This window comes from Paracoccus solventivorans (assembly GCF_900142875.1).
GTDB lineage: Bacteria > Pseudomonadota > Alphaproteobacteria > Rhodobacterales > Rhodobacteraceae > Paracoccus > Paracoccus solventivorans.
Map to the genome: position 1 here is coordinate 518,745 of NZ_FRCK01000001.1, position 12,749 is coordinate 531,493.

General features: G+C 69.1%; 13 protein-coding genes. 7 read left to right on the plus strand and 6 right to left on the minus strand.

Going from position 1 to position 12,749, the window contains the following annotated elements:
• Positions 1 to 7: 7 nt before the first annotated feature.
• The 6 genes from soxA (at position 8) to BUB57_RS02660 (ending at position 6,889) form a co-directional block, all read left to right on the plus strand.
• On the plus strand, positions 8 to 874 hold the full coding sequence (gene soxA, locus BUB57_RS02635) for a sulfur oxidation c-type cytochrome SoxA (RefSeq protein WP_073061562.1): 867 nt from the start codon (positions 8 to 10) through the stop codon (positions 872 to 874).
• 120 nt (positions 875 to 994) lie between these two features.
• Positions 995 to 2,683, plus strand: a complete 1,689-nt coding sequence (gene soxB / locus BUB57_RS02640) for a thiosulfohydrolase SoxB (protein ID WP_073061565.1) — start codon at positions 995 to 997, stop codon at positions 2,681 to 2,683.
• Between the two features lie 17 nt (positions 2,684 to 2,700).
• Positions 2,701 to 3,981, plus strand: a complete 1,281-nt coding sequence (gene soxC / locus BUB57_RS02645) for a sulfite dehydrogenase (protein ID WP_073061569.1) — start codon at positions 2,701 to 2,703, stop codon at positions 3,979 to 3,981.
• Positions 3,965 to 4,660, plus strand: coding sequence for a c-type cytochrome (locus BUB57_RS02650; protein WP_143159582.1), 696 nt, complete (start codon positions 3,965 to 3,967; stop codon positions 4,658 to 4,660). Before soxC ends, BUB57_RS02650 begins: the two co-directional genes overlap by 17 nt.
• Before the next feature lie 2 nt (positions 4,661 to 4,662).
• Entirely contained in the window at positions 4,663 to 5,958 is a 1,296-nt protein-coding gene (locus BUB57_RS02655) for an NAD(P)/FAD-dependent oxidoreductase (RefSeq protein ID WP_234951955.1), read from the plus strand.
• A gap of 16 nt (positions 5,959 to 5,974) precedes the next feature.
• Entirely contained in the window at positions 5,975 to 6,889 is a 915-nt protein-coding gene (locus tag BUB57_RS02660; protein WP_073062073.1) for an MBL fold metallo-hydrolase, read from the plus strand.
• 91 nt (positions 6,890 to 6,980) lie between these two features.
• On the opposite strand, the gene BUB57_RS02665 is transcribed toward BUB57_RS02660, so the two are convergent.
• Entirely contained in the window at positions 6,981 to 8,048 is a 1,068-nt protein-coding gene (locus BUB57_RS02665) for a YeeE/YedE family protein (RefSeq protein WP_073061572.1), read from the minus strand.
• A gap of 252 nt (positions 8,049 to 8,300) precedes the next feature.
• Here BUB57_RS02665 and BUB57_RS02670 point away from each other — a divergent pair, with 252 nt between their 5' ends.
• Positions 8,301 to 10,127: a patatin-like phospholipase domain-containing protein gene (locus BUB57_RS02670; protein ID WP_073061575.1), complete on the plus strand. Its 1,827-nt coding sequence runs from the start codon at positions 8,301 to 8,303 to the stop codon at positions 10,125 to 10,127.
• Between the two features lie 14 nt (positions 10,128 to 10,141).
• On the opposite strand, the gene BUB57_RS02675 is transcribed toward BUB57_RS02670, so the two are convergent.
• The 5 genes from BUB57_RS02675 to BUB57_RS02695 form a co-directional block, all read right to left on the minus strand.
• A complete protein-coding gene (locus BUB57_RS02675) occupies positions 10,142 to 10,399 on the minus strand; it encodes a DUF6522 family protein (RefSeq protein WP_073061578.1) in 258 nt (85 codons plus the stop codon).
• On the minus strand, positions 10,396 to 10,629 hold the full coding sequence (locus BUB57_RS02680) for a hexameric tyrosine-coordinated heme protein (protein WP_073061581.1): 234 nt from the start codon (positions 10,627 to 10,629) through the stop codon (positions 10,396 to 10,398). Before BUB57_RS02680 ends, BUB57_RS02675 begins: the two co-directional genes overlap by 4 nt.
• 82 nt (positions 10,630 to 10,711) lie before the next feature.
• Positions 10,712 to 11,605 carry a pyridoxal kinase gene (pdxY, locus tag BUB57_RS02685; protein WP_073061584.1) on the minus strand — a complete coding sequence of 298 codons (894 nt, stop codon included), beginning with the start codon at positions 11,603 to 11,605 and terminating at the stop codon, positions 10,712 to 10,714.
• A gap of 70 nt (positions 11,606 to 11,675) precedes the next feature.
• Positions 11,676 to 11,951, minus strand: a complete 276-nt coding sequence (locus tag BUB57_RS02690) for a hypothetical protein (RefSeq protein WP_073061587.1) — start codon at positions 11,949 to 11,951, stop codon at positions 11,676 to 11,678.
• A 339-nt stretch (positions 11,952 to 12,290) separates the two neighbouring features.
• Positions 12,291 to 12,674, minus strand: a complete 384-nt coding sequence (locus tag BUB57_RS02695; RefSeq protein WP_073061590.1) for an HVO_A0114 family putative DNA-binding protein — start codon at positions 12,672 to 12,674, stop codon at positions 12,291 to 12,293.
• Positions 12,675 to 12,749 lie beyond the last annotated feature (75 nt).

Sequence of the window (12,749 nt, forward strand, 5' to 3'; positions counted from 1 at the left end):
ACCCGGTATGCGCCGGACGATCACTACTCAACTGGCCGCAACTGCACTGGGCCTCATCCTTGCCGGGGCGGCGTGGGCGGACCCGGTCGAAGACACGCTGGTCATCGACACCGATGACGGCGAGCTCGAGATCGTGACCAAGGCCCCCGCGCCCGACCATCTCAAGGACGTGATGGACACGATCTGGTCGGGCTGGCACTACCGCGAGGACGAGACCCGCGACCTGCAGCGCGACGATTTCGACAACCCCGCCATGGTGTTCGCCGACCGCGGGCTGGACCGCTGGAATGCCGAGATCGGCGCCAATGGCGAATCCTGCGCCTCGTGCCACCAGGGGCCGGAAACCTTCAAGGGGCTGCGCGCCGTCATGCCGCGGGTCGATGAAAAGACCGGCAAGCTGATGATCATGGAGGATTACATCCAGTCCTGCGTGACCGAGCGCATGGGGCTTGAGCCCTGGAAGGTCACCGGCGACGAGATGAAGGACATGCTGGCCCTGATCTCGATGCAGTCGCGCGGCGAGATCGTGAACGTGGCCATCGACGGCCCCGCCCAGCCCTTCTGGGAAAAGGGCAAGGAACTCTACTACACCCGCTTCGGCCAGCTCGAGATGGCCTGCGCCAACTGCCACGAGGACAACCAGGGCATGATGATCCGCGCGGACCATCTGAGCCAGGGGCAGATCAACGGCTTCCCGACCTACCGGCTCAAGGACGCGGGGATGGTGTCGGCGCAGCAGCGCTTTGTCGGCTGCGTCCGCGACACGCGGGCCGAGACCTTCGCCGCCGGCTCGGACGAGTTCAAGGCGATCGAGCTTTACGTCGCTTCGCGCGGGAACGGGCTCGCCGTCGAGGGCGTGTCGGTCCGGCACTGACGACAGACGCGGGCCGGCCCGGCGCCGGCCCCGCATTCCACGAACCCATCGACAGGCACCACTGGCCCCGCCGTCCCGGCGGACCGGCCGGCTGATGCCTTGATTCACCAAGGAGATGCCATGATCACCCGGCGCCATTTCCTGCAGGCCGCGATGGCCACCTCGGCCATCGTCGGCTCGGGTCTGGGCAACTGGTCCCGGCTGGCCGCCCAGCAGGCGCTGACCCAGGACCAGCTGCTGCAATTCGACGATTTCGGCAATGTCACGCTGATCCACGTCACCGACATCCACGCGCAGCTGAAGCCGATCTGGTTCCGCGAGCCGGAAATCAACATCGGCGTGGGCGAGGCCAAGGGCCGCGTTCCCCATGTCACCGGCACCGAGTTCCAGCAGATGTTCGGCATCGCGCCGAAATCGCCCGAGGCCTATGCGCTGACCTATCCCGACTTCGACGCGCTCGGCCGGGCCTACGGGCGCATGGGCGGGCTGGACCGCATGGCGACCGTGGTCAAGGCGATCCGCGCCGCGCGCCCCGACAGCATCCTGCTGGACGGCGGCGACACCTGGCACGGCTCGATGACCTCGCTCAAGACCCGCGGGCAGGACATGGTCAACGCGATGAACCTGCTGGGCGTGGACGGCATGACCAGCCACTGGGAATGGACCTACGGCACCGAGCGGGTGAACGAGATCGTCGAATCCCTGCCCTTCCCGTTCCTGGGCGCCAACATCTTCGACGTGGAATGGGACGAGCCGGCGTTCGAGCCCTATCACATCTACGAAAAGGGCGGGCTTGCCATCGGGGTGATTGGCCAGGCCTTCCCCTATATGCCGATCGCCAACCCGTCCTGGATGTTCCCCGAATACAGCTTCGGCATCCGCGAGGAACGGATGCAGGCGATGGTGGACGAGCTGCGCGGCAAGAACGTGGACCTGGTGGTCTGCCTGTCGCACAACGGCTTCGACGTCGACCACAAGATGGCCAGCCGGGTCAAGGGCATCGACGTGATCCTGTCGGGCCACACCCATGACGCGATCCCGGAACCCGTTCTGGTCGGCGACACCATCATCATCGCCACCGGCTCGAACGGCAAGTTCGTCAGCCGCGTCGATCTGGACGTGCAGAACGGCCGCATGGCCGGGTTCCGCCACAAGCTGATCCCGATTTTCTCGGATGTCATCACCCCCGACGCGGAAATGGCCGCCCTGATCGACGCCGAGCGCGAGCCATTCAAGGCCGAGCTTGAGGAACAGATCGGCACCACCGAAATGGTCCTCTACCGCCGCGGCAACTTCAACGGCACGTGGGACGACCTGATCTGCGACGCGGTGCGTTCGGAACGCGACGTGCAGATCGCGCTGTCGCCGGGCGTGCGCTGGGGACCGTCGCTGCTGCCGGGCGACCCGATTACGCGCGAGGACATCCACAACGCCACCTCGATGACCTACGGGCAGGTCTATCGGTCGGAAATGACCGGCGAGACGCTCAAGACCATCCTGGAAGACGTCGCCGACAACATCTTCAACCCCGATCCCTATTACCAGCAGGGCGGCGACATGGTCCGCGTCGGCGGGCTCGGCTACGCCATCGACGTGTCGAAACCCATCGGCCAGCGGATCACCGACATGGTGCTGACCGACACCGGCGAGGCGCTCGACCCCGCCAAGACCTATACGGTCGGCGGCTGGGCCAGCGTCAACGAGGGCACCGAGGGCCCGCAGATCTGGGACGTGCTGGAAGCGCATGTCCGCAAGCTGGGCACCGTCAACCTGCCCGAAAACACCTCGGTCACCGTGACCGGCATCTGAAGACGAACGGAGGCCCCATGAGCACCGACAACAACGACGAAACCCGCAACCCCAGCCGCAGGCGCTTTCTGCAAAGCAGCGCCATGGCGGGCGCCGGGCTGATCGCAGGCGCAGGCGCGGCAAGCGCCGCCGCCCCCGACCCGCTGATCACCGAGGTCCAGGACTGGGCCAGCGTCTTCGGCGACCCCGTGGACGCCACGCCCTACGGGATGCCGATCCATTTCGAGGAACATGTCGTCCGCCGCAACGTGGAATGGCTGACGGAAAGCACCGCCTCTTCGATCAACTTCACCCCGATCCACGCGCTGGAAGGCACGATCACCCCGCAGGGCGTCGCCTTCGAGCGCCACCACTCGGGCGCGATCGAGCTGTCCAAGCCCGATTACCGGCTGATGATCAACGGGCTGGTGGACCGGCCGCTGGTCTTCACCTTCGAGGACCTTCTGCGCTTTCCCCGCGCCATGACCACCGCATTCTGCGAATGCGCGGCCAATGGCGGCATGGAATGGGGCGGCGCCCAGCTCGAGGGCGTGCAGTTCACCCAGGGCATGATCCACAACATGGAATACACCGGGGTGATGCTGCGCGACCTGCTGTCCGAGTCCGGGGTCAAGCCCGAGGGCAAGTGGATCTATGTCGAGGGCCACGACGCCAGCTCGAACGGGCGCTCGATCCCGCTGGAAAAGGCGATGGACGACGTGATGGTCGCCTTCTTCGCCAACGGCGAGGCGCTGCGCAAGGAACACGGCTATCCCGTCCGGCTGGTGGTACCGGGCTGGGAAGGCAACATGTGGATCAAGTGGCTGCGCCGGATCGGGGTCTACGACCAGGCCGTCGAAAGCCGCGAGGAGACCTCGAAATACACCGACCTGATGCCGGACGGGCGGGCGCGGAAATGGACCTGGGTGATGGACGCGAAATCCGTCATCACCTCGCCCAGCCCGCAGGCGCCGATCCGCCACGGCAAGGGGCCGCTGGTGATCACCGGGCTGGCCTGGTCCGGCAACGGCAAGATCGACCGCGTGGACGTGTCGCTGGACGGCGGCCGCAACTGGCAGGAAGCGCGCATCACCGGCGACGCCCGGCCCAAGGCGCTGACCCGGTTCCACCTGGACATCGACTGGGACGGCAGCGAGCTGTTTCTGCAATCCCGCGCCATCGACGACACCGGCTATGTCCAGCCGACCAAGCAGGCGCTGCGCGAGATCCGCGGCCTGAACAACGTCTATCACAACAACGGCATCCAGACCTGGTGGGTCAAAGCGGACGGCGAGGTGGAAAATGTCGAAATCGCGTAACTCTGCATTTGCCGCGCTGCTGGCCGCCGGGCTGGTCGCCGGCCCCGCGCTGGCCGAGCCGCTGGGCATCGGCCGCGAGGCCCTGCCCGAGGAAATCGCCGCCTGGGACGTGGCGGTGCTGCCCGACGGCACCGGGCTGCGCGAAGGCTCGGGCGACGTGGAAACCGGGGACGAGCTGTTCGCCGAACACTGCGCGTCCTGCCACGGCGACTTTGCCGAGGGGCTGGACAGCTGGCCGTCGCTTGCGGGGGGCGCGGGCTCGCTGAACGATCCGCGCCCGGTCAAGACCATCGGCAGCTACTGGCCCTATCTCTCGACGGTCTACGACTACGTGCACCGCTCGATGCCCTTCGGCAATGCGCAGGTGCTGTCGGTGGACGACACCTATGCGATCACCGCGTTCCTGCTGTATTCCAACGGGCTGGTCGAGGACGACTTCGTGCTGACGCACGAGAACTTCACCGACATCGCCATGCCGAACGCCGAAGGGTTCTATCCCGACGACCGCCCGGAAACCGAGTATGTGCAGTTCTCGACCGAGCCCTGCATGACCGACTGCATCCCGGGCGCGCCGGAAATCACCAAGCGCGCCGCCGAGCTGAAGGTGACCCCCACGGAAGAGGACGGCACGCCCGCCGGCACCCTGCCGGTGATCAGCGCGGCAGCCGACGCGGGCTAGGCATGACCCGCCTGCCCGCCCCTGCCCCCGCCCCCCTGCCGCTGTCGCGGCGGGCGGTGCTGGGCGGGATTGCGGCTGGCGGCGCGCTGCTGGCTGCACCCGCACTGGCACAGCGGGCGCTGCCGCATGTGGTGGTGATCGGCGCCGGCCCCGGCGGGGCGACCGCGGCGCGGGCGCTGGCCCGGGCGGCGGGCGCGCCGCGGGTGACGCTGGTCGAGGCGAATGCCGACACCATCACCTGTTTCTTCTCCAACCTCTACCTGGGCGGGCTGGTCCCGCTGGAGCATCTGCGCCACGGCCACGACCGGCTGGCCGCCACCCCGGGGCTGCGGCTGGTCCACGACCGCGCCACCGCCATCGACCGCGACGCGCGGCGGGTGGTGCTGGCGGGCGGCGAGATGCTGGATTACGACCGGCTGGTGCTGTCGCCCGGCATCGACTTCGTCCCCGGCTCGGTCCCCGGCTGGTCCGAATCCGACGCGGCGCTGATGCCCCATTCCTACAAAAGCGGCGACCAGGTGGCGCTGCTGATGCAGCAGGTGCAGGCGATGCCGCAGGGCGGCACCGTCGCCATCGTGACGCCCCCCGCCCCCTATCGCTGCCCGCCCGCGCCCTATGAGCGCGCGGCGATGATCGCACGGACGCTGCGGCGGGTGAACCCGACCGCCAAGATCCTGATCCTCGACCCCAAGGACCATTTTACCAAGCAAGTGCTGTTTGAGGAAGGCTGGGGCCGTCACGCCGACGGCATGATCGACTGGATCGGCCCCGAGTTCGGCGGCGCCGCCGTCGAGCTTCGTCCCGACCGCATGGAGCTGCTGGTCGAGGGCGAGGTGCAGCGCGTCGATGTCTGCAACGTCATCCCGGCGCAGCGGGCCGGCGTGCTGGCGCAGCTTGCCGGGCTGACCGCCGCCGACGGTTGGGTGCCGGTCCGGGCAGAGTCGATGCAGGCCCAGGCCGATCCCGCGATCTGGGTACTGGGCGACGCGGCCGACGCCGGCGCCATGCCCAAGGGCGCCTTCGCCGCCCATGCCCAGGCCTATGTGGCGGTGGATGCGATCCTGGCCGATCTGGCCGGCACCGCCCCGCACCCGCCCTTCTATGAAAGCGCCTGCTGGTCCTGCCTTGCCAAGGGCGACAGCGTGAAGCTCGCCTCCAGCTTTGCCCCGCATGACGGGCGGATCGAACAGACCGCCACCAGCATCAGCCAGCCCGCCGAGGACGCCGCCACCCGCCGCGCCACCTATGACGAGGCGTTCTCGTGGTATCACACGATCACCGCCGAAATGTTCGGATAAACCGATGGAGGCCCCCATGATCTCGCGCCGCCTGTTTCTGATGTCTGCCGCCGCCGGCGCCGTGCTGGCCGGAATGCCGTTCCGCGTCTGGGCGGGAACCACGCTCGACCTGGGCGGGGGCGTGCGGGTGGACACGCTGTCGGACGGGCATCTGGAACTGCCCTTCGATTTCAGCTTTGCCGGGCTGCCCCGCGACCAGCTGGACCCGATCCTGCAACAGGCCGGGGTGTCGGGCGACATGATCCAGTCGCCCTGCAACATCACCCTGCTGCGCGACGGCGCCAACACGGTGCTGTTCGACGCCGGCAGCGGCCCGGATTTCATGCCCACCGCCGGCAAGGTGATCGAGGCGCTGGCGGCGCTGGACCTGACCCCCGAGGATGTCACCCACCTGCTGTTCACCCACGGCCACCCCGATCACCTGTGGGGCGTGCTGGACGAGTTCGACGAACCGCTGTTTCCCAACGCCGCTCATGTCATGGGCCGGGTCGAGGCCGAATACTGGACCGACCCCGCCACGCTGGGCAGCATCCGCGAGGACCGGCAGAGCTTCGTCGCGGGCGCCTCGCGCCGGATCGAGGCGCTGGGGGACGCGCTGGCGCTGATCGAGGACGGCGATTCCCCCCTGCCCGGCGTCACCGCGCGGCTGACCCCCGGCCATACCGCGGGGCATATGTCCTTTGCCATCGACGCCGGCGGCCAGCAGCTGCTGGTGGTGGGCGACGCCATCGCCAATTCGCACGTGGCCTTTGCGCGGCCCGGCTGGGACAGCCCCTCGGACGAGGATCCGCCGCTGGGCGCCGAAACCCGGCAGGCGCTGCTGGCGGAACTGGCCGACAGCGGCACGCCCCTGATCGGCTTCCACCTGTCGGACGGCGGCATCGGCCGCGCCGAGCGCGATGGTGACGGCTTCCGTTTCGTTCCGGTCTGATCCCCCGTCCCGGACGAGCGGGAAAGGCCCGGCGTCCGCGCCGGGCCTTTTTCATGGCGTAACTGCTTTCAGGGCGCGACGGCGGCCCGGCTCAGGCCGCGGCCAGCGCCGGGCGCGGATTCCGGTCGACCAGGAAATCGGTCAGCATCGCCCCGATCCACATGCACAGCAGCGCCAGCCACGCGGTGCCGACAAAGATCGAGGTGCCGGTGACCCCCGCCCCGATGGCGCAGCCGCCCGCCAGCATGGCGCCGAACCCCATCAGCCCCGCCCCCAGCATCGAGCGCCGCATCTGGCGTTCGCCCTCGAATCCCTGGAACCTGAACTCTCGGGCCCAGGCGGCGGCCAGGAACGCGCCCAGGAACACCCCCGGCACCAGCCCCACGTCGAACCCCAGTGCGGGCGCCGGTTCCAGAAAGAACATCAGCGTGGTGGCCGAGGGGCCCGAGAATGTCATCGAGGTGACCGACACCGGCTCGAACGCCACGCGCGCGATCTGGGCCGTCAGCACCCAGCCCATCGCCACCGCGAACCCCACGCCCGAGGCGAAGACCAGCTTGCGGGCGCTGATCCGGTTGCGCCGGGCGACCACCAGCGCGGTGGCGGCAAAGCCCAGCCCCAGCGCCAGCCCGGTCCAGTCCGGCAGCCGCAGGTTTTCCAGCAGGTCCACGTTGGCCCCGCCCGGCGTCACCCACAGCGCGGCAAGGTTCTGGCGCAGCGGCGCCAGCCAGCCGTGCAGCGACATCTGCGCCACCACCGCAAAGATCAGCCCCGCCATGACCGAGCGCAGGTTGCCGGTCGCCGCCAGCACCAGCATCCGCCCCGAACAGCCGCGCGCCAGCACCATGCCGGCGCCGAACATCAGCCCGCCGATGATCGCCCCCGACCACGAGCCGGGCACTGCCATCATCCGCGCCTCGCTGCCGTGGAACAGCCCCAGCAGCTGCGCGGACTGCACCCAGACCATCGCGGTGGAAAAGCACAAAAGCCACACCGCCACCCGCGGCCCCATGGCGCCGCGCCCGAACTCCACCGCCGCCGCCCGCAGGCAAAAGGCCGAGCGCTGCGCGGCCACGCCGAAGACCATCCCGCACAACAGTCCCATCAGGGCGGCCACCCGCCCCTCGCCGACGGTATCGAGCAGCGTGATGAAATCCATTTCCGGGCTCCTCCCTCCTGACGGGGCATCCTAGCACAGATAGGGGCGGGGGCGCAGGGAATCCCGCCGGCGCCGCGCGCGCCCCTGCGGCAAACTGGCGCAGCAGCGCCGGGACAGCGCCCAGTTCCGGCTGGCGTTCCTGCGCGCGCCCGCGCCCCCGCCCTGCCGCCTGCGACACCGGGCAATTGATGCAAGCCACAGGTTTCGTGATACAATCAAAAGGAGAATCGCGCAGCCCCCGCAGGAGGAGCCATGCCGGACCCCGCCCCCCCGACCGCGACCGCCCCGACCGCTGCCCCTTCCGACACCGTTCCTCTGGAGACACCGCCCCGGGTTCCGCTTGAGGAATGCGACCTGATCATGAAGGGCGGGATCACCTCGGGGGTGGTCTATCCGCAGGCGGTGGTCCGCATCGCGCACGATTACCGGCTGCGCAGCATCGGCGGCTCGTCCGCGGGGGCAATCGCCGCCTGCTTCGCCGCCGCGGCGGAATACCGGCGCCAGTCGGGCGGCGGCGACGACATGGCGGGGTTCCACGAGGTCTCGGCGCTATCCGCCGACCTGGCGGAAAACCTGCGCAGCCTGTTCCAGCCGCGCCCCCGGCTGGCGCCGCTGTTTGCGCTGCTGATGGGGGCGGTGTCGGGCAACGCCTGGGGCGCGGTGCGGCGCATCTGGCGGGTGCCGATGGTGGTGGCGGCCGCGCTGCTGGTGCTGTTGCTGGAATGGGCGTGGCTGGCGGGTAATTTCTGGGCCGGGGTCACCGCGCTGCTGGCGGTGCCGCTGGGGCTGGTGCTGTGGATCACGCTGCCGCTGCTGCGGCTGGTTACCCGCGACCTGCCGGCGGCGAACTTCGGCCTGTGCCCGGGACTGACCCAGCCGGGCCACGACGGCCCCGGCCTGACCGACTGGATGCACGCACATCTTCAGCGGATCTCGGGCAAGCCGCCCGAGGCGCCGCTGCTGGCGGGCGATCTGGCGCACCACGGCATCCAGATCGCCGCGATGACCACCGATCTGTCCACCCAGCGCCCCTATCAGCTGCCCCTGTCCACCAGGATCCATTATTTCAGCCTTGCCGAATGGCGCCACCTGTTCCCCGCGCCCTTCCTTGACGCCCTGATCGCCGGGCGCACACCGCTGGCGCATGGGCAGGACCACGCCCCCGCCGATCTTTACCAGCTGCCGGTCGCCGACGATTTCCCGGTGCTGCTGGTTGCCCGCATGTCGCTGAGCTTTCCCGGGCTGATCGAGGCGATCCCGCTGTGGCGCCATGACGAACAGATCCGCCTGCCGGGCCCCGAGGGCAGGACGGTGGGGCGGCTGGCGCGCTGCCTGTTCTCGGACGGCGGGATCTCGTCGAACTTCCCGATCCATTTCTTCGATTCGCTGCTGCCCTCGCGCCCGACCTTCGGCATCGCGCTGGCCAGCTGGGACCCCGCCCGCCATCGGGAGGACCGCGTGCATCTGCCGCGGCGCAACCCCGTCAGCTCGAACCTGCCGGTGCAGCCGATCACCCGGCTGAGCGGTTTCCTGATGGCGATCCTGAACACCGCCAAGGACTGGCAGGACACCTTGCAGGGGATGCTGCCCGGCTATGCCGAGCGGGTGGTGACGGTGCGGCTGGACGACGCGACCGAAGGCGGCATGAACCTGGACATGCCGCCCGAGGTGATCGGCCAGCTGTCCGACTACGGGGCCGAGGCCGGCGAGGCGCTGGTCACGCGCTATTCCTATGCCGCCGGGGCACGCGGCTTCGACGCCCACCGGCAGTTGCGGGGCCGCATCACCATCCCCAAGCTGGCCGAGGCCCTGGGCGGGTTCGGGACCGCCATGGGCTTGCGCCCCGTCGGCGCCCCCGGCGCCCTGACCGGGCGCGAGGCGCTGGAACGCGGCGAAGGCCGCAGCGAACGCCCCGAGGGCGGCGCGCCGCGCCCGGCGCTGTCCGCGCGCTGCCTGTCGCTGGCCGACGATCTGGCGGAGCTGGAAACCCAGGGCTGCGACTCCGACCGGGTCAGCGACGCCACCATCCGGCTGGTCGCCGTCGCCGACCGCGTGCCGCGCCGTAGCGGCTCGGCCTGAGGGGCGCCTGCGGCTCAGCCGGTGCGGATCGGGAAGCTGGCGCGGGTCAGCACCTGCCCCGCGTCGTCGACGATGAACCGCACCGCCCGGTCGCCGCGGTGAAAGGTCAGCCGCCAGCGGCCCGCGTCCTCGTCCACCCCCGCCTCGCAACGCGAGGTGATGGCGCCGGCGCGCATGTCCTGCTGGACCTGCGCCTGGGTGACCCCGAAGGCCTCGGCCAGCAGCGCGGCATCGACGGAAAAATCCGGGCCCGCGCGCTCGATCCCGGTCATGAGGCCGATCGCCAGTAATCGTTGGCCGCCGCGATGGTGGCGAACCACTGCGCCGCGACCTGGCTGACCGCGATCAGCGCATCGGCATCCTCGGCATAGACGCCGCGCAGGCGGTCGCGCACCGCAGCGTCGGGCTGGGTCGCCTTGACCGCCATGCGCGACATCTTGATCGCAAGCTCGAAGCCTTGCTCGGGGGTCTGGGTGATCAGGGTGGGCAGCCACTCGGCCATCGTCTGTCCTTTCGCATCAAGCCCGCGCGCCCGCGGCCCGGCCCCTGCCGGACCTGTCGCCGCGCACGGGCAGCTTAGCAGCTCAGCGGGGCTTGGTAAGGGCTTCTGCCGCGGCCCCGTTCCACTCGGCCGCCAGGATCGAGTCGATGACGGCGGCGATGGGCATCTCGGCCCAGGGCGTGCTTGCGGTGCGCCGCAGCGCCTGCGCCACCCCGGCCACCGCGCGGCCCACCGCATCAGGCAGCGCCAGCCCCTGTGCCAAGCGCGCCGCGGTCAGCCCGCCCAGCAGGTCACCGGTCCCGGCCGGGCGCACCGGCAGCCGCGGAACCTCGAAGCTGCGGCAGGTCTCGCCCGTCGCCACCACCGTCGCCAGCAGCCCCGGCCGCCCGGGCACCGGCACCGAGGTCGCGACCACCGCCGGGCCGCCCAAAGCCTCGCGCGCCCGCACCACGTCGTCAGGGCCGGCGATGGGGACGCCGGAAAGGTTTTCCAGCTCGAAGGCATTGGGCAGGATCACGTCGGCCAGCGGCACCAGCTTTGCCGCAAAGGCGCGGCGCAGCTCGGCATCGGCGAAATGCCCCAGGTCGGCGTCGCCCATCACCGGATCGCACAGATAGAGCAGCCCCGGGTTTTCCGCCTTGGCCCGCACCAGGAACGCGGCCAGCGCCGAGGCCGTCCCCGCCCGCCCCAGAAACCCCGACAGCAGCACCGAGGCCCGCGCCGCCACCCCGCGCTCTGCAATCCCGGTCAGCAGCCCGCCGACCAGTTCCGGGTCCAGCAGCGTGCCGTGCATGGTGGGGTAATGCGGGTGGTTCGACAGCAGCGCCGTCGGCACCTCGACCACCTCGACGCCGCTGGCGCGCATCGGAAAGGCGGCGGCGGAATTGCCGACATGGCCAAAGGCCACCTGGCTTTGAACGGAAACGACCAGCGGCAGTTCGGGTAACGGTTCGGGCGGGATCGGGGTCGGGGTCATGGGCGGCGGTCCGGGGCAAGGGGTTCCCGCCCGTCATACGCCCTGCGGCGCTGCGGTCAAATCGCTGCCCTCAGGCGTCGGGGTGCGAATAGCCCAGCACCCGCCCGCGGCCATCGACATCGCAGAGATGCCGGCGATTGCCGTCCACCGCCTCGACCCTGGCCACCCCGCCGGTTTCGGACAGCCAGCGCGAGGCGACCGCCGCCGCAGGCTGGCGGATATGGGCGGCAATGGTTGCGGTGCAGGCGGCCTCTTGCCGCGCGCGCAGATCATCCGCGGCCGGGGCAGTCTGCCCGGCGCACCCCGCCAGCAGCGCCGGCGCGGACAGGATCAGGATGGATCGCATGGCAGGCCCCCGTGCCGGACAACACAAAGGCGATTGTAGCATCCGTTGCCGGGAATGTCGCGTGGATGTGGGGGGAAGGGGAAAGCGGTGCGGGAACAAGCGACTTGTGAAATTTCAGAGAGTCTTGCTCTGTTCTCCATCCGAATCTTGAACGAATCCAGTGGCTTTGGCTAGCGCGTTTTTCGCTGACTGCCTTTTATTTCACTTCGCACGCGGGTTGCCGTGTTGGGGCTGGCAAAGCTCGGGAGGTTCACAACTGCTTCGAGGTTGGTTCGTGATCTTGCAGGCCTTGAGGTGATCGGCCGCGCCGTAGTGTATGAAGCGCTCTCCCGATATTGCTTATTGCTCATGCCGTTGCATGTTCCCATCCGATAAATCTAACCAAAAATCGAGGTGGATGCCGCGATGGGGAAATTCGGCGCCTTTTTCAGTATGGTCGATAACCCCCGCATCTGCGAGCGTGATTACGTCCTGATGCACGGCTGGCGCATCGCGCCCGACCCGGTACGCAAGCTCGTCAATGGACATGACCCCTTGCCCGGCAAGCGCCATGACAACCCTAAGACGAGAAGGTGTGAGAATCCGATGCAGATCCTCGTAGCTGCGAAAATACAGTGCGGGGACCGCTTCGCGGACCTTGGCTGCAACGGCCAGTTCGCCTGCTTCGGTGAAGCCTGCGCGAAGATTGGCCCCCGTGTCCAGATGGATATTCAGAGTGCTCATTGTGTTCCTGCCAGCATTATTGGGAGCCCCTGGAAATGCTGGTCGGCATACATCCAACCATGCGGGGGGAGTGAT